We start from the raw sequence: 19,444 nt of genomic DNA on the forward strand, positions 1-19,444 counted from the left end.
GAATCCCTGGCTTCGGACAACGTGCGTCCTCCCATCGATCGGCAGTTCGTGACCCAGAGAGGTTAGCGAATCACGGGCCGGGCTTCCGCCCCCTGTGGACGACGGTCAGCGGGGAAGTGCCGAGGTGCGCCAGTTCCGTTGCCGTCCGGCGGGGTGCGCTGATCGGATCCAGTCTGAGACGGGTTGGGGGGTAGTACGAGAATTGACCGAAGTGGATCGAGATGTCAGGATGGCGACGAGCGCCGCCACCTCATGATCGTCTAGGCTTCCTCTTACGACGCTGACCAGCGGTTCCTCGTTCATCAGCCGAGCGTACGACGGGCGACCGGAGATCCGGTGACACGCGTCCCACACTCGGCTGATCAATTCGCGGCCGCTCGACAGAACCAGGTATTTTCTGCGTGATGTCTTCTTCTCCCCCACTCGTTGTCGCTGATCGGTACCGGCTCGTCGCGCCGCTCGGTCAGGGCGGGATGGGACGTGTCTGGCGCGCGGCCGATGTCGTCCTGCACCGAGAGGTGGCGATCAAGGAGCTCGTGCCGCCGCCAGGGCTGACCCCGGCCGAGCGGCAGGAGATGCGTGAGCGCTCCCTTCGCGAGGCGCGCGCCATCGCCCGGCTCAACAACATCAACGTGGTGCGCGTCTTCGACGTGCTCAGCACGGATGCCGACCCCTGGATCGTGATGGAGTACGTGCCGTCCCGATCGCTCCAGGACACCCTGGCCGCCGACGGGCCGTTCAACGCGTTGCGCACCGCGGAGATCGGCCTCGGCGTGCTCAACGCGCTGCGCGCCGCCCACCGCAACGGGGTGGTGCACCGGGACGTCAAACCGGGCAACGTCCTGCTCGGCGCCGACGGCCGCGTGGTGCTCACCGACTTCGGCCTGGCCACCGTGCCGGGCGACCCCAACGTGACCCGGACCGGGCTGGTGCTGGGCTCCCCGGCGTACATCGCTCCGGAGCGCGCCCGGGACGGCACGGCGGGCCCGGCGGCCGACCTGTGGTCGCTCGGCGCCACGCTGTTCGCCGCGGTGGAGGGGCAGTCGCCCTTCGCCCGCCCGTCGGCGATCGCCACCCTGGCCGCCCTGGCCACCGAGAACGTGCCGGTCTCGCGGAACGCCGGCCCGCTGAAGCCGGTGCTCAACGGGCTTCTGCGCAAGGATCCGGCGCACCGCATCAACGCGGAGGAGGCCGAGCGCCTGCTGAACCGGGCGGCCGGCCGCCGGTCGAAGATCACCTTCCCGATGAGCCCGACCATGCGCCGGCCCGGGGTGGGCCGGGAGCGGCCGTCGCTGCCGAGCGGTCCGGGTGGTCCGCCGGTTCTGCCCGGTTCCGGGTGGGGCACCGCCACCGGTTCGGCGCCGGTGGTGCCCAATCCGCGTCCACCGGTCGCCCAGCCGCCGGCCGCCGACGGCCGGCAGCCGCATCGTCCGGCGGGCCAGCCGCAGCAACCGGCGACGCCTTTCGCACAGGGCAAGGCCCAGGTCGGCGGCCAGGTCCCGCCGGTCGGCCGGGACGGCAAACCCCTCGACGCCACGCGCCTCGACACGCCTCCGGTCCGCGACTCCTCTTCGGGTCCGGCGCAGGCGCCCCCGACCGCACCGCAGAGCGGCCCGGCCGTCACCCCGTCGTCGGTGGCGAGCGGTTCCGCGCCCACCAACGCGCTGCGCACCGGTTTCACGGCCGCCGACGTGGCCGCCAACCGGCGTAAGCAGGCCGCCCCCGAGCACGAGCGGTCGCTGGCCCAGGCCACGGCCGGCTACCCGGTCGTGACCCCGCGCACCGAGGCGCCCGCGGCCGAGCAGGCGGAGACGCCGGCCGTCGAGGCGCCGCCGGTGATCGAGGCCGAGGAGGCGGCGACGGCGGTAACCGGCATCGAGCCGGAGGCCGCCACCAGCGCTGACGCCGGTTCCGAGCCGGACGCCGCGACGAGCGCCGAGACCGCCGAGCCCGTCACTGCCGACGACACCGGATCGGAGTCGAAGGCGGCGTCCGAGGTGACGACCGAGGCGGACGCCGGGTCCGAGGACTCGCCGGCCGAAGCAGAGGCGGCGATCGGCACCGAGGCGAAGGACGAGCCGGCCGCGGAAGCGGACACGCCCGCCGAGGCCGTGGAGGAGCCGGCCGCGGCCCCGCCCGTACCGGAAGAGAAGACGACGCTGCTGGCACCGGCCGCGGCGGCCGGCCCCGCGGTGGAGGAGATGACCTCGGTGCTGGCCGCGCCGGCCGAGGAGAAGACCACCATGCTGGCGCTGGACGACGACCGCACCTCGGTGGTCAACATCCCGCCGCGGCGGCGCCCGGTGACGGACGCCACCCGGGTCGGTGACCTGGCGGCGGTGCCGGAGTTCGCCCGGCCGTCGCGCCCGGCGTGGACCCCGATGCAACTGCGGCCGTCGGACCGCCGTACCGGTGGGGTGACGATCTTCGGAACCACCCTGACCCGCCGGCAGGCGGCGATCGGTCTCGGCATCGTGATGACGTTCGTGCTGCTCGTCGGCATCATCCTGGTGCAGGCGTTCGGCTCGGACGCCGACGACAAGAAGGTCTCGCAGGCCGGGACCGGTGCGTCGGCCGCCCCGCAGCAGTCCGGCGGGAAGCAGTCGTCCGGCAAGCCGAGCACGCCCGCGAGTCAGACGCCGTCGAGTTCGCCGACCGCCGCCGGGCTTCCGGACGGCTGGCGCCTTTACAAGGGTTCCGGCTACGTCCTTCCGGTTCCGGACAACGCCCGCAACGAGGGTGGTGCCGTCGGCGGCGGGCGCACCTTCGGGTGGGGCAAGGGCCGGCAGATCCGCCTCGACATCGTGCCGACCGGCGTCGACCCGATGCAATACCAGAAGGACGACAACACCGGCGGGTACGACGAGGTCGGCCCCACCAGACTCGAGTACAAGGGGTACCAGGCGGTCGACCTGGAGTACTTCCGCTCGATCAGCGGCGGCGCCCAGCACGTGGTGCGGCGGTACATCCTGGTCGAAGACAAGATGTACGTGCTGACCTGGTACACCGAGGATCAGGACTGGGAAAAGGCGAAGTCCGACCTGCAGAGCATCTACGAGGGGTTCGAGCCCCGTAAGTGACCTCCGTCATGCGTGATTCCCGGGTGGCTGGGTAGTTATCCAGGATCACGGATGGAGGTGCATCATGAACTGCCGACGGCACGGCAGTAAGCCCACGATCGCACTGTGGATGCTGGTCGCGGTGGCTGACGTCGCGATCCTGGCGTCCACCGGGCTGCTGGCGATCCTGCTGGTCCTGACCGCTCTCGCGGTGGTCGTCGGAGTCGGCGTGATCGCGGCCCGGTCCCTGGGCCGGCCCGATCCGGAGCCGGCGAAGGTCGTGGTGCGCCGCCGTTCGTAGCGGGATCGGCTACAGTCCCCGGCGTGTTGTCGATCGACGGTGTGACTGACCTGTGGGACCAGCTGTTCGGTGCGCAGCCCGACCCGCCCGGGATGCTGGTGCTGCTCACGGCGGTGGCCGGGTTCCTCGCGGTGGCGATCCGCCCGGTGTGGCGGGTGGCCCGCAACGCCGTCACGATCGCCCACGAGGGCGGGCACGCGCTGTTCGCCCTGTTGACCGGGCGCAAGCTGCGGGGCATCCGGCTGGAGTTCGACACGTCCGGGCTGACTCTGTCGGCGGGCCGCCCCACCGGGTTCGGCATGATCCTCACCCTGCTCGGCGGCTACATCGCGCCGTCGCTGGTGGGCCTGCTGGGCGCCTGGCTGCTCGGCGGCAACCGGATCACGCTGCTGCTCTGGCTCGCGGTGGTCCTGCTGCTGCTCATGCTGATCAACATCAGGAATCTGTTCGGCGCAATCTCGCTGCTGGTGACGGGCGCGATCGTGTTCGCCGTCTCCTGGTACGCCGAACCCGACGTGCAGGCGGCCTTCGCGTACGCCGGGGTGTGGTTCCTGCTCTTCGGCGGGATCCGCCCGGTCTTCGAGCTGCAGAACCTGCGCAGCCGGGGCCGGATGCGTGACTCCGACCCCGACCAGCTGGCCCGGCTCACCCACCTGCCGGCCCTGTTCTGGGTGACCGTGTTCCTGGCGGTGAACGTGGCGGCCCTGCTGGCCGGCGCTTTCCTGCTCGCCGGCCAGTGGATACTGACCCTCACCACGTGACTCGTGCCGCGGAGCGAAGCGGAACCAGTGTTATAGCGGGATGTTGCCGTGCTTCTTCGGGGGCAGGGACTCCCGCTTGGTGCGCAGCATCCGCAGCGACCGGACGATCTGGGTACGGGTCTGCGACGGCTGGATGACCGCGTCCACGTACCCCCGTTCGGCGGCGATGTACGGATTGGCGAGCGTGTCCTCGTACTCCTGGATGAGCTCGGCCCGGCGCTGAACCGGATCCTCCGCGGCGGCCAGTTCCGCCCGGTAGAGGATGTTGACCGCGCCCTGGGCGCCCATCACCGCGATCTGTGCGGTCGGCCAGGCGAAGTTGACGTCGGCCCCGATGTGCTTGGACCCCATCACGTCGTACGCCCCGCCGTACGCCTTCCGCGTGATCACGGTGACCTTGGGGACGGTGGCCTCGGCGTACGCGTAGATGAGTTTCGCCCCGCGCCGGATGATGCCGTCCCACTCCTGTCCGGTGCCGGGCAGGAAGCCGGGGACGTCCACGAAGGTGAGCACCGGGATGTTGAACGCGTCACAGGTGCGCACGAAGCGGGCGGCCTTCTCGGACGCGGCGATGTCGAGCGTCCCGGCGAGGCTCATCGGCTGGTTGGCGACCACGCCGACGGGCCGTCCCTCGACACGCCCGAGGCCGACCACGATGTTCTGCGCGTAGAGCGGCTGGACCTCGAGGAACTCGTCGACCACGGTCTCGATGACGGTCTTGATGTCGTACGGCTGGTTCGGCGAGTCCGGGATGAGGGTGTCCAGCGCCCGGTCCCGCTCGGACAGCTCCAGGTCGGCCGGCTCCTCGTAGACCACCGGCTCGTCCAGGTTGTTGCTGGGCAGGTAGGAGATCAGGGCCCGGACGTACTCGATCGCGTCCTCCTCGTCGCTGGCGAGGTAGTGCGCGTTGCCGCTGCGGGTGTTGTGGGTACGCGCCCCGCCCAGCTCCTCCATGCCGACCTCTTCACCGGTGACCGTCTTGATCACGTCAGGTCCGGTGATGAACATGTGCGACGTCTGGTCGACCATGACGGTGAAGTCGGTGATGGCCGGGGAGTAGACGGCGCCGCCCGCGCAGGGGCCCATGATCAGTGAGATCTGCGGGATGACGCCGCTGGCCCGTACGTTGCGGAAGAAGATGTCGGCGTAGAGGCCGAGCGCGACCACGCCCTCCTGGATCCGGGCGCCGCCGGAGTCGTTGATCCCGATGATCGGGCAGCCGATCTTCATGGCCAGGTCGAGGACCTTGACGATCTTCTCGCCGAAGACCTCGCCGAGGGATCCGCCGAAGACCGTGAAGTCCTGCGAGAAGACGCACACCTGCCGGCCGTCGATGGTGCCGTGGCCGGTGACCACGCCGTCGCCGTACGGCCGGTTGCGGTCCAGGCCGAAGGCGGTGGACCGGTGCCGGGCCAACTCGTCGAGCTCCACGAAGGAGCCCTTGTCGAGCAGCAGCTCGATGCGTTCCCGCGCGGTCTTCTTGCCGCGGGAGTGCTGTTTCTCGATGGCCCGCGCGGAGCCCGCGTGCACGGCCTCCTCGGTTCGGCGGCTGAGATCGGCGAGCTTGCCGGCGGTGGTGTGGATGTCGGGCTCTGTCGTCACGAAGGTCTCCACCCTCTGAGCGCTCGTTAAGGCAACGATCAGCATCGTAACCAGATCCCGTCGCACGCGGAGGGCGTCGCTACGCGTGCGTTTCATACCCAATGCCCCATTCGTTACGACTGGCGTGACGAACTGGATGACCGCGGCCGGGCTCGCCTTCATCGCAGGCGGCCTCGCCACACTGATCAGCTTCCGCACCGTGCTCTTCGGCGGCGAGGCTCGTCGGGCGAACCGGGCCGGCTCATCCGCTCGCCGCCGGCGCTCGGAATCCACCGTGAGGTCCACACCTGGACCTCGCTCCGCGGTCGACGCCGGTCCGGTAGCGGGCGGAGAGCCCCGGTTCGGCCGCCGTCGCAGGCTGGCGGCCGCCTTCAGCGGACAGCCGGCCGAGCCGGACGCCCTCCCGAGCGGGCTGGCCTCGAGCGGACTGGCCTCCATCGGGCTGGCCGACGAGGAGGACGAGGATGCCCACCGCCGGATCGGCTTTGCCGACTACGACCCCGGAGAGGAGGAGGACCTCGGCGAGTTGGGGCCGCTGTTCTTCGACGAGGAGGAACGGCTCGGCTACGAGGACGGCTATCTCGAGGACGATTTCTGGCCGGCGCGACGCCGGCGGGAGCCGGAACCGGACGGTCCGGCCTGGGCGCGGCGAGACGCCGAGAACCCCTCGGGGTACGCGGGACGCTATACCGGCGAGGACGCCGAGAAGCCGGTGCCGGATTGGGACTGGCCCCGCTGGAACGACGTCGACGACCGCTCGCCGGCCGGCGACTACTGGACGCCGGTGCCCGACGACCTCTACCCGTCCCAGGGTTTCGACCGGCTGCCACCGGTGCCCACCTACGAGCCGGCCACCGGGTTCGACCTGCCGGTGGTGCCCGCCGAGCCGGAGTGGCCCCCGCATGAGCAGCGGGCCCGGCAACCCCGATCCTGGACGGACCGTGACGACCAGCGCGATGGGGAGTCCCGGCCCAGTCCGCGGCCCCGTCCGTACGTCAGCCGCCACTCCGCGCGTCCACCGGCTTAAGCTGCCGGAATGGCCTACACCGAGCTCGACCGCCCGCCCCTGTCCGTACGGGCGCTGACCCGCGCCCTGGTGGTGCCCGGCGGGCTGTGGTCGCGGCTCGAGATCCCGGAGGAGACCGGCTCGACGAACGCCGACGTGGCCGCCGCCGCCCGGACCGGAGCACCGGAGGGCCTGGTCGTGGTGGCCGAGAGCCAGATCTCCGGGCGCGGCCGCCGGGACCGGCAGTGGACCTCGCCGCCCCGGGCCGGGCTCACGCTGAGCGTGCTGCTGCGGCCCGGCCCGTCGGTGCCGGCCGCCGCCTTCGGCTGGCTGCCGCTGATGGCCGGGGTGGCGCTGGCCGAGGCGGTGACCCGGGTGGCCGGTGTGGAGGCCGCCCTGAAATGGCCCAACGACCTGCTGGTCGGCGAGCGCAAGTGCGCCGGGATCCTGGCCGAGGTGTCCGGTGACGCCGTGGTGATCGGGATCGGGCTGAACGTCAGCACCCGCGCCGAGGAGTTGCCGGCCACCACCGGCGCGGAGGCCACCTCGCTGCGGGTCGCCGGCGCGGAGAACACCGACCGCGACCCCCTGCTGCGGGCGCTGCTGCGTGGCCTGGAGCGCTGGTACACCGGCTGGCGCGAGGCGGGCGGCGACGCCGAGATGTGCGGGCTGACGGGGGAGTACCAGCGGGTCTGCGCGACCCTGGGCCGCCGGGTGCGGGTGCTGCTGCCCGGCGGTGACGAGCGGTCCGGGGAGGCGGTCTCGGTGGACGCGGACGGGCAACTGGTGATCCGTACGGTGGAAGGGCTTGACTTCTCCGTCTCGGCCGGGGATGTCCTGCACGTACGCTGAACGCGTGGCGTTCCCGGAAGACGTGCTCGCGGACGAGGAGGAGATCGTTCTCCACCTGCGTCCGCATTGGAAGGCTGCGGTCGCCCCGGTCCTGATCCTGGCGCTGACCCTGACCGGTCTGGTCCTGGGCTGGGTGAAGCTGCCGGGGACCGAGGCGGGCCGGATCGGCCTGCTGCTGGTGGCCGCGATCATGCTCTACTACGCGGTCCGCTACGGCGCCCTGCCGCTGCTGGAGTGGCACGCCACCCGCTACGTGCTGACCACCGAGCGGATCATGCTCCAGCGCGGCCTGCTCACCCGGGAGCGGCGGGACCTGCCGCTGAAGCGGATCAACGATCACGCCCTGACCCAGTCGCTGCTGGACCGGCTGCTCGGCAGCGGCACCCTCACCGTCGACTCGATCGGCGAGCAGAACATGGTGCTCGCCGGAGCGCCGGCCGCCGAACTGGTGCAGAGCACCCTCTACGAGCTGATCGAGCTGGCCCCGGCCGGCGAGACCGAGGAGGAGGAGGTCGGCTAGCGCAGGTCGAGGCTGGCCACGCTGCCCGGCTCGTCCACCGCGCTCAGCTCGGCGAGGCCGGCGGTCGCGTCCAGGTCGGCGATGGCGCCCTCGTGACCGTCGACCGGCGGCTTGAGGAAGACGAACGTCCGGTACGCCCAGAAGCGGAACAGTGTCGCGAGCCCGATGCCGAACGTGGTGAGTGCCAGCAGCGCCATCTTGTCGTCGTGCTCGGAGAAGCCGAACCCGTACTTGCCCAGGTAGGTGAGGCCGGACTGGATCAGCATGCCGATCAGGTTGAACCCGAAGAACAGCGTGTACTCACGGCGCAGCGCGGTCCGGGTGTGGTGTCGGTACGTCCAGTAACGGTTCGCCACGTACGCCAGGGTGGTCGTGATGACCGTCGCCAGAACGCTCGCCTTCACCGGGCCGATCGGCATCGACACGTAGTAGATCGCGAGGTACAGAAGCGTGTTGCCGGCCCCGATGATGCCGAAGGCGATGGCTTCGGGTGCGAGACGGCGGAGGCGTTCCGTCAGCGTGCTGGCTGAGGGCATTGGGCAACCTTAAGGGAACGGGGGTGATTACGCCGAGTCACTGTGAGGAGGGCGACGGCGTCGCAGCGGGCACCGGGGCGGCAGCGGCCCGGAAGACGAAACGGCGGTAGGACCAGAAGCGGAACAGTGTCCCGAGGGCGGTCCCGATCAGCACGCCGGAGATGTTGTCGGCGAACGGGCTGCGCAGCGCGGGCCAGATCTGGCCGAGGCCGTAGTGGCTGATCCCGAGGCAGGCCAGGGCGATGCCGAGGCCGATGGCGTTCAGCACGAAGAAGGTCGTGTACTGACGGGCCATGTTGGTGTGGTCGCCGTCGCGCCAGGTCCAGAACCGGTTGCCCAGGAAGGCCACGGTCGTGGCGATCACGGTGGAGGTGGCCTTCGCGGTGAGCGTCTCGGCGCCGGCCCGCAGCAACAGGTTGTAAAGCACGAAGTCGACGGTGAACGCGAAACCGCCCACCAGGCCGAACTTGCCCAACTCAGGGATGAGTGCCTTGATCCGGGTGCGCAGGCCACTCGCCTGCGGGGAATTCGGGGGCACGGATCCGAGGGTACCGGCGCGGGTCACGGATCGCTGTCCCCGTTGCCGGGTCTTAACCGGACGTCCCGGCGGGGTGACGCTGTCGGTACGGAGGGTTACGGAAGCCGTCGACCTCACGGATCTCGGCGAGCCGGTTGCGGCAGTCCACGCACCACCCGAGATGGGTACGCATCCGGTGGGCGTCGCGCGGGGCCAGCCGGCCGCGCACCTGGCCGCCCAGCCGCTCGCCCGCCCACCGGCACTCCGGGTGATCGGCCGCGGTCACGTGCTGCTGGAGATAGAGGCTGCGCAGACCCTCCCGGGCGCGGTGGGCAAGCACCGCCACCGCGTTCGGGGTCAGGCCCATCCGCGGGGCCAGTTCGGCCGGGGTGCTGCCCTCCACCTCGGTCTGCCACAGCACGTCCCGCCAGCGGGGCGGCAGTTGCCGGAACGCGGCGGCGGCGAAACTGCGCTCCAGGCGGTCCAGGGCCGGGTCGGTGAACGGCTCGCACGCGTCGTACCGGGTCAGGTCGTCGGTGAACTCCAGCCGGCGGTCCACCCGGGCCCGCCGGTAGGAGAGGTGCCGCATGGTGGTGTGCAGGTAGGCGCGGAAGGCGACCAGTGGCCCCCGCCCGGCCCGCAGCGTGGCGAACACGTTCGCGAACGTCTCGGCGACCAGGTCGTCGACGTCCGCCGGATCGCGCACCAGACCGAAGGCGAACCTGCGGGCTGCCGCGTGGTGCCGCTGATAGAGCGTCCCGTACGCGGCCGTGTCACCGGTCCGGACCGCTCCGAGCAGATCGGTGTCCGAGTCCGCGCCGTCACCCGGCATCGTCATTCCGCCTCCTGTGGCCGGAACTGCGAGGAAAGCCCGATTAGGTGAAAGTCTAAGGTGCTAAGTCCGTTTTGTGAAAGTTGTCGCGAGAACGGTGTGGCTCAAGCGGCCTTGCAAGCTCGTGCACTTTCCGGCGAAGAATCGATCGTTTACGCGCACAGCAGCCAAAGAATGTGCGGTTGTCCACAGGTGAAGCCGATGAACTCAACGCGCTGTCGGGCTTACGCTGACGTAACTCCCATGAAGACGGCCGGATCCCGGCTGTTTCGTCATAGGTCAGTGCCGACCGAAGGAGCTTCACCTTGTCTCAGCCCCCTACCTCGCATCCGCGCCTGCTGGCGTGGATCGACGAGGTCGCCGCCCTGACCACGCCCGACCGGATCGTCTGGTGCGACGGTTCGGAGGCCGAATGGACCCGCCTCACCGACGAGCTCGTCGAGTCGGGCGCCCTGGTCCGCCTCAACCACGAGAAGAAGCCGAACTCGTTCTGGGCGCGCACCGATCCGTCCGATGTGGCACGCGTCGAGGAACGCACCTTCATCTGCTCGGTCGACGAGGCCGACGCCGGTCCCACCAACAACTGGATGGACCCGGCCGAGATGAAGCAGCTCATGACGGGGCTGTACAAGGGCTGCATGACGGGCCGGACGATGTACGTCGTCCCGTTCTGCATGGGCCCGCTGGACGCGGCCGAGCCGATGTTCGGCGTCGAGCTCACCGACAGCCCGTACGTCGTGGCCAGCATGCGCATCATGACCCGGATGGGCGCCGAGGTCCTCAAGGTGATGGGTGACGACGCCGACTTCGTGCCGGCGCTGCACTCGATCGGTGCGCCACTGGCGGAAGGCCAGGACGACGTCGCCTGGCCGTGCAACGAGACCAAGTACATCTCGCACTTCCCGGAGACCCGGGAGATCTGGTCGTTCGGCTCGGGTTACGGGGGCAACTCGCTGCTGGGCAAGAAGTGCTTCGCGCTGCGCATCGCCAGCGTGGCCGCCCGCGACGAGGGCTGGCTCGCCGAGCACATGCTGATCATGAAGCTGACCTCGCCGGAGGGCGTGGTCCGCTACATCGCCGGCGCGTTCCCGTCGGCCTGCGGCAAGACCAACCTCGCGATGCTGGACCCGACTCTCGACGGGTGGAAGGTCGAGACCATCGGTGACGACATCGCCTGGATGCGGTTCGGCGAGGACGGCCGGCTCTGGGCCACCAACCCCGAGTTCGGGCTGTTCGGCGTCGCGCCCGGCACCGACTTCCACACCAACCCGAACGCGATGCGCACCCTGGCCAAGGGCAACTCGGTCTTCACCAACGTGGCGCTCACCGACGACGGCGACATCTGGTGGGAGGGCATGGGCGAGCCGCCCGCGCACCTCATCGACTGGAAGGGCAAGGACTGGACGCCCGGGTCGGAGGCCGTCTCCAGCCACCCGAACAGCCGGTTCTGCACCCCGATCGAGCAGTGCCCGATCCTCGCCGACGAGTACCACGACCCGCGCGGCGTCCCGATCGACGCGATCCTCTTCGGCGGCCGCCGCAAGACGACCATCCCGCTGGTCAGCGAGGCCCGCGACTGGGTGCACGGGGTCTACCTGGGCGCCACCCTGTCGTCCGAGACCACCGCGGCCGCGGTCGGCCAAGTCGGCGTGGTCCGGCGTGACCCGATGGCCATGCTGCCGTTCATCGGCTACCACGCCGGCGACTACTTCCAGCACTGGATCGACATGGCCAAGGGCGCGTCCGGCGATGCCGCCAAGCTGCCCAAGGTCTTCTACGTCAACTGGTTCCGGCGCGGCGACGACGGCCGGTTCCTGTGGCCCGGATTCGGCGAGAACAGCCGGGTTCTCAAGTGGGTGGTCGAGCGCCTCGACGGCAAGGCCGACGCCGTCGAGACCCCGATCGGTCACGTGCCCACCCCGGAGGCGCTCGACCTGACCGGCCTGGACCTCGACCCGGCCGACCTGGCGGCGGCTCTGCGGGTCGACCCGGAGGAGTGGCAGGCCGAGATCCCCCAGGTCACCGAGTGGTTCAACAGGTTCGGCGACAAGCTCCCGGCGGTCCTCTGGGCCGAGCTGGACGCGCTGAAAGCCCGTCTCGCCGACGCATGAACAACCGGCCGATCCCCGCCCGAACGCTCTCGTTGAAGCGGGCGGGGACCGGCCGGTCGGCGGATGTGCCCGCTCGCACGATCGGGCGCATCCTTTCGCGGATCGTCACTGTGCGGGCCGTCCCCGCTTGAGCCTCTGGCGGGGGTGGCTACGCTTTGAGGTGATGAGTCTGCGTTCTCTGGTCTACACCTTTTACGAGCGGCGGCTGGCGGGGAAGCTGGCCGGAAAGCCCGTGCCCCGGCACGTCGGCGTCATGTGCGACGGCAACCGGCGCTGGGCCCGCGAGATGGGTTTCGTCGACCCGAACGACGGCCACCGCGTCGGCGCCAGCCGAGTCAAGGAGCTGTTGACCTGGTGCGACCAGGCCGGCATCGAGCACGTCACGCTCTACCTGCTGGCCACCGACAACCTGCGCCGCCCGTCCGCCGAGCTGGACCCGCTCGTCAAGATCATTGAAGATCTGGCGACCGAGCTGGCCGAGGAGGGCAACCCCTGGCGGCTGCGCATGGTCGGCGCCCTCGACATCCTGCCCGCCGCCACCGCCGCCACCCTCAAGGCCGCGCAGGAGAAGACCCGCGACCGCGGCGACGGCGTCGAGGTCAACATGGCGGTCGGCTACGGCGGCCGTCGCGAGATCACCGACGCGGTCCGGTCCCTGCTCTACGAACACGCCGCCACCGGCGGCACCATCGAGGAGCTCGCCGAGATCCTCGACGTCGAGCACATCGCCGAACACCTCTACACCCGCGGCCAGCCCGACCCCGACCTGGTCATCCGCACCAGCGGCGAACAGCGCCTCTCCGGCTTCCTGCTGTGGCAGTCGGCGCACTCGGAGTTCTACTTCCACGACGCCAACTGGCCCGACTTCCGCCGCATCGACTTCCTCCGGGCGCTGCGCTCCTACGCCACCCGCCAGCGCCGTTATGGTGCCTAACCGTAGCCACGGAGCAATCACGCTGAGCTGAACGGCGGTGCACTCAGCGCTCTCCGCAAAACGCCGCCGGTGTCGAGGCAAGTGATTTGCCGACGCCAGCGGGGTTTGCTGGCGGCGGGAAATCACCTGCCTCGACACCGGTTACAAGGCGTTTTGCCGCGGAGCGAAGCGGAGCAATCAGAATCTGCGGAGGCCCTCGGTCAGGAAGGCGGCTACGGCGTGGGGGGACTCCAGGGTCAGGTCGGCGGCGCTGGAGACCTCGGCGCCCGTCTCCGGGTTCGCCACGGCCACCGCCATGCCGAAGAAGGCCGGGTCGACGGCCTCCCGGGCGCGCAGCGCGTCGAAGGCCTTGACGTCGGACATGTCGTCGCCGAAATACCACGCGCAGCCCGCGTTGCGGACGCCCTCGGTGATGACCATGCCCTTGTCCTGGTCGACCGGGGGCTTCAGCTCGACCACCATGCGGCCGTGCTGGATGCGCAGCCCCAGGCGCTCGGCCTGCTCGTGGGCCCAGCGCTCGACGGCGCGGGCGTGGTCGGGGGCGGTGCGGTAGTGCAGTGCCACGGAGAGCCGTTTGTACTCCACCAGGATCTCGGTGGGCAGCTCGGCGCGGGCGGAGTCGGCCAGGTCGGCCATCGTGGGCACGAAGTCGAGGGCGGCCGGCTCGGTGACCACCTGGCCGTCGTGCCACACCTCGAGGCCGTAGAGGCCGTGCAGGTCGACATTGCCGAGCGTCTCGAAACGGGACCGCAGGAAGCTGACCGGGCGGGCGGAGACGATGGCCACCCGGGCAACCGACTCGGCCAGTCGCTCCAGGACTCCGAGCACCTCGGGCACCGGCTGGGAGGCGTCCGGGTCCTCGGTGACGGGGGATAGAACACCGTCGAAATCGAAGAAGAACGTCGTCGCGGAGGCGCGCTCGGCGGTGAACGCCCACGCCTCGTCGGTGGTCAGTGGATGGGTCGGACGTGCAGTCTCTGCCACGGGCCCAGACTACCCGCGGATGGTCGTCTTTTAAGCCTGGTGATTTTCGGGTGCGGCGGTCGTCACCCTTGCGGGACTGATTTTGCGCACTACCGCGAGGCGTAGTTGACCGCTAGCGTTTGAGTCATGGCGCGGGGTCGTCCCGGGCCAGCCGGTCGGCCCGGACCTGCGACGACTGCGCCACGGGGACCGCAATCCGACCCCGTGCAGAGGGCCGGCGACCGGTAGGTGGCGGACCGCGGGCGGACCGGGTTGCACGCCCGCTGGAGCAGGCCTGTGACATCTCGCCGTACCGATGCCGGGATCGACCAGAACCCGGCCGACAAAGTGCCCAGCAGCCGCGCCACCACCGGGCGCCGTAAGACCCGGGACCGGCACGCCGACGCGGAACCCGCCCCGGCCGGCCGGGTCTTCGTTCTGGACACTTCGGTCCTGCTGTCCGACCCGGCGGCGTTCCGCCGGTTCACCGACCACGAGGTGGTCGTCCCGCTCGTGGTCATCTCCGAACTGGAGGGCAAGCGTCACCACCCCGAGCTCGGCTGGTTCGCGCGGCAGTCGCTGCGGATGCTGGACGAGCTGCGGATCAAGTTCGGCCGGCTGGACCAGCCGGTGCTCTGCAACGACGAGGGCGGCACGCTGCGGGTGGAGCTGAACCACGCCGACCAGAGCGCCCTCCCGCACGGGTTCCGCAACGACTCGAACGACACCCGGATCCTCTCCGTGGCGCTCGGTCTGGCCGCCGAGGGGCGCGACGTCACCCTGGTGAGCAAGGACATGCCGCTGCGGGTGAAGGCGGCGTCGGTCGGCATCACCGCCGACGAGTACCGACACGGCCAGGCCAGCGATCCCACCTGGACCGGTATGTCCGATCTGGAGCTGTCCGAGGAGCAGGTGAACTCGCTGTACTCCGGCGATGAGCTGGAGGCCGAGGAGGCGGAGAACCTGCCCTGCCACACCGGCCTGGTGATCCATTCGCCGCGTGGTTCGGCGCTGGCCCGGGTCAACCCGGACAAGACCATCAAGCTGGTCCGCGGCGACCGGGACGCGTTCGGGCTGCGGGGCCGGTCGGCGGAGCAGCGGGTGGCGCTGGACATCCTGCTCGACGAGCAGATCGGCATCGTCTCGCTGGGCGGCCGGGCCGGCACCGGCAAGTCGGCGCTGGCGCTGTGCGCGGGCCTCGAGGCGACCATGGAGCGCAACCGCCACAAGAAGGTGGTGGTGTTCCGCCCGCTGTACGCGGTCGGCGGCCAGGAGCTCGGCTATCTGCCCGGCAGTGAGTCGGAGAAGATGTCGCCGTGGGCCCAGGCGGTCTTCGACACCCTCGGCTCGGTGGTGCACGCCAACGTGGTCGAGGAGGTGCTGGCCCGCGGCATGCTGGAGGTGCTGCCGCTGACCCACATCCGCGGCCGGAGCCTGCACGACGCGTTCGTGATCGTGGACGAGGCGCAGTCGCTGGAACGCAACGTGCTGCTCACCGTGCTGTCCCGGATCGGGCAGAACTCGCGGGTGGTGCTCACCCACGACGTGGCCCAGCGCGACAACCTGCGGGTCGGCCGGCACGACGGCGTGACCGCGGTGATCGAGGCTCTCAAGGGGCACCCGATTTTCGCCCATGTCACTCTCACCCGCTCCGAGCGGTCGCCGATCGCTGAGGTTGTCACCGATCTGTTGGAGGAGATCCCTCTGTGAGGTAGCGCCAGCGCGGGGATTTCGTGCCGAATTTCCCCAAAAAGTCATGTGATTGAGGTCACAACTCCGCGCTGGCGTTTCACATCCACTTCACCTTGCGCCATGGTCTTTGGCGAGCGCCATCTGGTGGCCCCGGTCGGGTCGCGGTGCTCCCGGCGCGATTCGCCCTGAGCGGACGCGCCGTGTCATTGCCCCCGACGAAGGGAATCTTCGTGAAGCGGCTCTGGAGCCGGCTCGGAGTTCGTGCTGCGTCCGTCGGTCTTCTCGTCGCGGGTCTCGCCGGCGGCGTGTACCTCGGCCAGGACCGGGATGTCCAGCAGCAGGGCGCCGAAGCTCAACTCGTCGCGCAGGCCAACCAGGACGAGATCCGGCTGCTGAAACAGCGTCAGGCGGATCACGCCGCGGCCCGGGCGCACCGGGTGCAGGCCGAGGAGGCCGCCGCGGCCAAGGCGGCCAGCGAGGTCAAGGCCGCCGCGTCCAAGGCGCGCACGCTGGAGAAGAAGGTCATCGAGGCCAAGGAGGCCGAGGAGGCCAAGAAGGCCGAGGAGGCGTCCGGCCCGGTCGTCTTCACCGGGGAGATCCCGTCGTCCTGCAACGAGTACAACGGCAGCCGGGAGATCGGCTGCGCCCTGATGCTCGACGCGGGTTTCGGCCTCGACCAGTTCCCCTGCCTGGACAAGCTGTGGAAGAAGGAGAGCGGCTGGAACTACAAGGCCGAGAACAGCTCCTCCGGGGCGTACGGGATTCCGCAGGCTCTGCCGGGCAGCAAGATGGCCTCGGTCGCGGACGACTGGAAGACCAACCCGGCCACCCAGATCAAGTGGGGTCTCGGCTACATCGAGGGCCGTTACGACACTCCGTGTGGCGCCTGGGGTCACTCACAGGACGTCGGCTGGTACTGATTCGAGCTCGTTGACGGGGCTGCGCGGCAATCCGCGCAGCCCCGTTTTCGCTGTGATCCAATGTCCATATGGTCCCCAAAGCGGGTTTTTGTCTGCTCGCGGTCCTGGTTTCGGTCACACCGGGTGGAAGCGACGCCCGCGCCGAGACCGCGAAACCACCGGTCCGTGAGGTGGTCGGCGGCAAGATCGCCGGGAACGGCCGGTTCCCCTGGGCGGTGCGGCTCTCGATGGGCTGTGGCGGCGCCCTCACCGCGCCCCGGGTGGTGCTCACCGCCGGGCACTGCGTGGGGCCGACCGGGCCCAACGACCGCATCACCGTGACCGCCGGCTCCACCGACCTGGAGTCCCGGCAGGCGATCACCGTGAAATCCGTCGAGGTCTACCGTTCGCCGGACTTCGTGACCGAGACCTCCGGAGACGACTGGGCGGTGGTGCGCCTGGAACGCGAACTGGCCCTGCCCACGCTGGAACTCGTCGCCGACGACGCCGACCAGGGCACCTTCACGGTGATGGGGTGGGGGCAGACCCGGGAGAGCTCGCCGCAGCAGGAACGCCGCCTGCACTACGCGAACGTGCCGACGATCCCGGACGCCGAGTGCGCGGCCGCGTACCGCAAGGTCGGCGTCAAAGTGATGAAGGAGAAGTCGATCTGTGCCGGGCGGCGGGGCGTCGACACCTGCCAGGGCGATTCCGGCGGGCCCATGGTGCGCCGGGACCGGGCCGGGCGCTGGGCGCAGGTCGGGATCGTCAGCTGGGGGCTGGGTTGTGCGCGGGACGGATATTTCGGTGTCTACACGCAGATCTCGGTCTATCGGGGGGCGATCCGGGAAGCCGTCCGCAAACTGAGCTGACCGCCTCTTCCGGTGGCCGAGGATGCGCCGCCCTGCGACCATCGATGCATGGGGTACGGGTGGGCAGCCGGCGCACGCACCGACGATGCGGGGCGTTTCGGCACCGAGGCTTTCTACGCGTCGCTGGGGCGCGCGTTCGTGACGATGTGCGCCGTGGTCCCGGCGCTGTTCCTGATCGAGGCGATCGACGTCGCCCTCGGCGCCGGCACGCTCGACGTGGCCGGCGGCATCATCCCGCACACCGTGGCGGGGCTCGACGGGGTGCTGTTCAGCCCGTTCCTGCACGGCGACTGGGAGCATCTGTACGGCAACGCCGTCCCGCTCATCCTGCTCGGCACGTTCGTGCTGGCCGGGGGAGCGCGCCGGTTCCTCTGGTCGACCGCCCTGATCATGCTGGTCGCCGGGCTCGGCGTCTGGTTCGTCGGCGACCCGGACACGGTGGTGGTCGGCGCCAGCGGTGTGATCTTCGGCTATCTCGGGTTGCTGCTGACCCGTGGCCTGGTCGAGCGCAGCTGGTGGCATCTGGCGGTGGCCGCGTTCATCGGCCTGCTGTACTGGTACCAGTTCTTCAACATCCTGCCCACCGACCAGCGGATCTCCTGGCAGGGGCACGGGCTCGGCCTGCTCGGCGGCGTCATCGCCGCGATCATCTTCCGCCGCCGCTGATCTCCAACGGCGCCTCGCCCACTCACAAAACGGTCACGCTGAGCTGAACGGCGGTGCACTCACCCTGCCCCGCAAAACGCCGCCGGTGTCGAGGCAAGCGATTTGCCGACGCCAGCGGGGTTTGCTGGCGGCGGGAAATCGCCTGCCTCGACACCGGTTACAAGGCGTTTTGCCGCGGAGCGAAGCGGAGCCATCAGGCCTAGCGGAGCCATCAGGCCCAGCGGAGCCATCAGGCCCAGCGGAGCAATCAGACTCCTCGGCCGTCGAAGTCGACCGCCGAGTAGAGGGCGAGTTTCTCCAGTCGGTGGTAGGAGTCGATGACCCGGATGGTGCCGCTCTTGGACCGCATCACGATCGACTGGGTGTGCGCGCCGCCGGAGCGGTAGCGGACGCCCTTGAGCAGGTCGCCGCCGGTCACGCCGGTCGCCACGAAGAAGCAGTTGTCGCCGGTGACCAGGTCGTCGGTGGTCAGGACGCGGTCGAGGTCGTGCCCGCCGGCGATCGCCTTCTCCCGCTCGGTGTCGTCCAGCGGCCACAGCTTGGCCTGGATCATGCCGCCGAGACATTTGAGCGCACAGGCCGCGGTGATGCCCTCCGGCGTGCCGCCGATGCCCATCAGCACATCCACATCGGACTCCAGGCGGGCCGCGGAGATGGCGCCGGCGATGTCACCGTCCGAAATGAACTTGATGTTGGCGCCGGCCTGCCGCACCTCCTCGACCAGCTTCGTGTGGCGCGGGCGGTCGAGGATGCACACCGTCACGTCGGAGACGCTGGACCGCTTGGCCTTGGCGATGCGGCGCAGGTTCTCCTTCACGCCTGCGTCGATGTCGATCACGTCGGCGCAGTCCGGGCCGACGGCGATCTTGTCCATGTAGAAGACCGCGCTCGGGTCGAACATGGCGCCGCGCTCGGCCACCGCGAGCACCGCGATCGCGCCGGGCATGCCCTTGCTCATCAGCGTCGTGCCGTCGATCGGGTCGACCGCGACGTCCACCTCGGGGCCGGTGCCGTCGCCGACCCGCTCCCCGTTGAAGAGCATGGGCGCCTCATCCTTCTCGCCCTCACCGATGACGACGACGCCGCGCATCTGGATCGAGTTGATGAGTTTGCGCATGGCGTCGACGGCGGCGCCGTCACCGCCGTTCTTGTCACCGCGGCCGACCCAGCGGCCGGCCGCCATCGCGGCGGCTTCGGTCACGCGGACGAGGTCGAGGGCGATGTTGCGGTCGAGGTCCTGAGGGACTCGGGCGGGCACGGCGGCCTCCTCGCGACGTTGCGGGGCTGTCAATTCTCCTGATCCTGGCATCTCGGGACGTGC

The 19,444-nt window shown here is 70.0% G+C and carries 18 protein-coding genes and 1 pseudogene; 12 read left to right on the forward strand and 7 right to left on the reverse strand.

What is annotated here, in order from left to right:
* Positions 1–105: 105 nt before the first annotated feature.
* Positions 106–303 (reverse strand): acyl-CoA carboxylase subunit epsilon, encoded by a 198-nt coding sequence (locus tag IEZ13_RS14325; protein WP_183222653.1) that lies wholly within the window; start codon positions 301–303, stop codon positions 106–108.
* A gap of 101 nt (positions 304–404) precedes the next feature.
* Between IEZ13_RS14325 and IEZ13_RS48210 the strand changes: the two are divergent.
* From IEZ13_RS48210 to IEZ13_RS14340, 3 genes and pseudogenes are all read left to right on the forward strand, one after another.
* Positions 405–1,271, forward strand: a pseudogene (locus IEZ13_RS48210) (serine/threonine-protein kinase); the annotation flags it as partial.
* Between the two features lie 1,873 nt (positions 1,272–3,144).
* Positions 3,145–3,360 carry a hypothetical protein gene (locus IEZ13_RS14335; RefSeq protein ID WP_183222654.1) on the forward strand — a complete coding sequence of 72 codons (216 nt, stop codon included), beginning with the start codon at positions 3,145–3,147 and terminating at the stop codon, positions 3,358–3,360.
* Positions 3,361–3,383: 23 nt separating this feature from the next.
* Positions 3,384–4,121, forward strand: a complete 738-nt coding sequence (locus tag IEZ13_RS14340; RefSeq protein WP_183222655.1) for a M50 family metallopeptidase — start codon at positions 3,384–3,386, stop codon at positions 4,119–4,121.
* Positions 4,122–4,151: 30 nt separating this feature from the next.
* Here the strand turns inward: IEZ13_RS14340 and IEZ13_RS14345 are convergent, their stop codons facing one another.
* Entirely contained in the window at positions 4,152–5,723 is a 1,572-nt protein-coding gene (locus tag IEZ13_RS14345; RefSeq protein ID WP_183222656.1) for an acyl-CoA carboxylase subunit beta, read from the reverse strand.
* 124 nt (positions 5,724–5,847) lie between these two features.
* Here IEZ13_RS14345 and IEZ13_RS14350 point away from each other — a divergent pair, with 124 nt between their 5' ends.
* Genes IEZ13_RS14350 through IEZ13_RS14360 form a run of 3 tightly spaced genes read left to right on the forward strand, consistent with a single transcriptional unit; the run spans position 5,848 to position 8,101 of the window.
* Positions 5,848–6,750 (forward strand): hypothetical protein, encoded by a 903-nt coding sequence (locus tag IEZ13_RS14350; RefSeq protein WP_183222657.1) that lies wholly within the window; start codon positions 5,848–5,850, stop codon positions 6,748–6,750.
* A 9-nt stretch (positions 6,751–6,759) separates the two neighbouring features.
* The gene (locus tag IEZ13_RS14355) at positions 6,760–7,581 is read left to right on the forward strand and encodes a biotin--[acetyl-CoA-carboxylase] ligase (RefSeq protein WP_183222658.1); all 822 of its coding nucleotides are present in this window, start codon (positions 6,760–6,762) and stop codon (positions 7,579–7,581) included.
* A 4-nt stretch (positions 7,582–7,585) separates the two neighbouring features.
* Positions 7,586–8,101, forward strand: coding sequence for a PH domain-containing protein (locus IEZ13_RS14360; RefSeq protein WP_183222659.1), 516 nt, complete (start codon positions 7,586–7,588; stop codon positions 8,099–8,101).
* On the opposite strand, the gene IEZ13_RS14365 is transcribed toward IEZ13_RS14360, so the two are convergent.
* From IEZ13_RS14365 to IEZ13_RS14375, 3 genes are read right to left on the reverse strand one after another with little or no spacing between them, the layout of a single operon-like run.
* Positions 8,098–8,637 carry a GtrA family protein gene (locus tag IEZ13_RS14365; RefSeq protein WP_183222660.1) on the reverse strand — a complete coding sequence of 180 codons (540 nt, stop codon included), beginning with the start codon at positions 8,635–8,637 and terminating at the stop codon, positions 8,098–8,100. The genes IEZ13_RS14360 and IEZ13_RS14365 overlap by 4 nt on opposite strands.
* Before the next feature lie 37 nt (positions 8,638–8,674).
* Positions 8,675–9,175, reverse strand: coding sequence for a GtrA family protein (locus tag IEZ13_RS14370; protein ID WP_229794681.1), 501 nt, complete (start codon positions 9,173–9,175; stop codon positions 8,675–8,677).
* Between the two features lie 52 nt (positions 9,176–9,227).
* Positions 9,228–9,992, reverse strand: a complete 765-nt coding sequence (locus IEZ13_RS14375; RefSeq protein ID WP_183222662.1) for a sigma-70 family RNA polymerase sigma factor — start codon at positions 9,990–9,992, stop codon at positions 9,228–9,230.
* A 299-nt stretch (positions 9,993–10,291) separates the two neighbouring features.
* On the opposite strand from IEZ13_RS14375, the gene IEZ13_RS14380 reads away from it, so the two are divergent.
* Positions 10,292–12,097 carry a phosphoenolpyruvate carboxykinase (GTP) gene (locus IEZ13_RS14380; protein WP_183222663.1) on the forward strand — a complete coding sequence of 602 codons (1,806 nt, stop codon included), beginning with the start codon at positions 10,292–10,294 and terminating at the stop codon, positions 12,095–12,097.
* Between the two features lie 163 nt (positions 12,098–12,260).
* Positions 12,261–13,031, forward strand: coding sequence for an isoprenyl transferase (locus IEZ13_RS14385; RefSeq protein ID WP_183222664.1), 771 nt, complete (start codon positions 12,261–12,263; stop codon positions 13,029–13,031).
* A 177-nt stretch (positions 13,032–13,208) separates the two neighbouring features.
* On the opposite strand, the gene otsB is transcribed toward IEZ13_RS14385, so the two are convergent.
* Positions 13,209–14,015 carry a trehalose-phosphatase gene (otsB, locus tag IEZ13_RS14390; protein ID WP_183222665.1) on the reverse strand — a complete coding sequence of 269 codons (807 nt, stop codon included), beginning with the start codon at positions 14,013–14,015 and terminating at the stop codon, positions 13,209–13,211.
* Between the two features lie 276 nt (positions 14,016–14,291).
* Here otsB and IEZ13_RS14395 point away from each other — a divergent pair, with 276 nt between their 5' ends.
* The 4 genes from IEZ13_RS14395 to IEZ13_RS14410 all read left to right on the forward strand — a co-directional run bounded on the left by IEZ13_RS14395 (position 14,292) and on the right by IEZ13_RS14410 (position 18,123).
* Positions 14,292–15,704: an RNA 5'-3' helicase PhoH2 gene (locus IEZ13_RS14395; protein ID WP_183222666.1), complete on the forward strand. Its 1,413-nt coding sequence runs from the start codon at positions 14,292–14,294 to the stop codon at positions 15,702–15,704.
* A 212-nt stretch (positions 15,705–15,916) separates the two neighbouring features.
* Positions 15,917–16,606, forward strand: a complete 690-nt coding sequence (locus IEZ13_RS14400; protein WP_183222667.1) for an aggregation-promoting factor C-terminal-like domain-containing protein — start codon at positions 15,917–15,919, stop codon at positions 16,604–16,606.
* Positions 16,607–16,674: 68 nt separating this feature from the next.
* Positions 16,675–17,457, forward strand: a complete 783-nt coding sequence (locus IEZ13_RS14405) for a S1 family peptidase (protein ID WP_183222668.1) — start codon at positions 16,675–16,677, stop codon at positions 17,455–17,457.
* 48 nt (positions 17,458–17,505) lie between these two features.
* Entirely contained in the window at positions 17,506–18,123 is a 618-nt protein-coding gene (locus IEZ13_RS14410) for a rhomboid family intramembrane serine protease (protein WP_183222669.1), read from the forward strand.
* A 247-nt stretch (positions 18,124–18,370) separates the two neighbouring features.
* Here IEZ13_RS14410 and glpX read toward each other — a convergent pair whose 3' ends face one another.
* A complete protein-coding gene (glpX, locus tag IEZ13_RS14415) occupies positions 18,371–19,432 on the reverse strand; it encodes a class II fructose-bisphosphatase (protein ID WP_260179299.1) in 1,062 nt (353 codons plus the stop codon).
* Positions 19,433–19,444: the final 12 nt, after the last annotated feature.

Origin of the sequence: Actinoplanes campanulatus, assembly GCF_014647795.1 — a bacterium.
GTDB lineage: Bacteria > Actinomycetota > Actinomycetes > Mycobacteriales > Micromonosporaceae > Actinoplanes > Actinoplanes campanulatus.

Coding starts and splice junctions, on each gene's coding strand:
- IEZ13_RS14325 (WP_183222653.1), bottom strand. CDS start 303: ATGAACGAGGAACCGCTGGTCAGCGTCGTAAGAGGAAGCCTAGACGAT.
- IEZ13_RS14335 (WP_183222654.1), top strand. CDS start 3,145: ATGAACTGCCGACGGCACGGCAGTAAGCCCACGATCGCACTGTGGATG.
- IEZ13_RS14355 (WP_183222658.1), top strand. CDS start 6,760: ATGGCCTACACCGAGCTCGACCGCCCGCCCCTGTCCGTACGGGCGCTG.
- IEZ13_RS14365 (WP_183222660.1), bottom strand. CDS start 8,637: ATGCCCTCAGCCAGCACGCTGACGGAACGCCTCCGCCGTCTCGCACCC.
- IEZ13_RS14375 (WP_183222662.1), bottom strand. CDS start 9,992: ATGACGATGCCGGGTGACGGCGCGGACTCGGACACCGATCTGCTCGGA.
- IEZ13_RS14385 (WP_183222664.1), top strand. CDS start 12,261: ATGAGTCTGCGTTCTCTGGTCTACACCTTTTACGAGCGGCGGCTGGCG.
- IEZ13_RS14405 (WP_183222668.1), top strand. CDS start 16,675: ATGGTCCCCAAAGCGGGTTTTTGTCTGCTCGCGGTCCTGGTTTCGGTC.
- IEZ13_RS14410 (WP_183222669.1), top strand. CDS start 17,506: ATGGGGTACGGGTGGGCAGCCGGCGCACGCACCGACGATGCGGGGCGT.
- glpX (WP_260179299.1), bottom strand. CDS start 19,432: ATGCCAGGATCAGGAGAATTGACAGCCCCGCAACGTCGCGAGGAGGCC.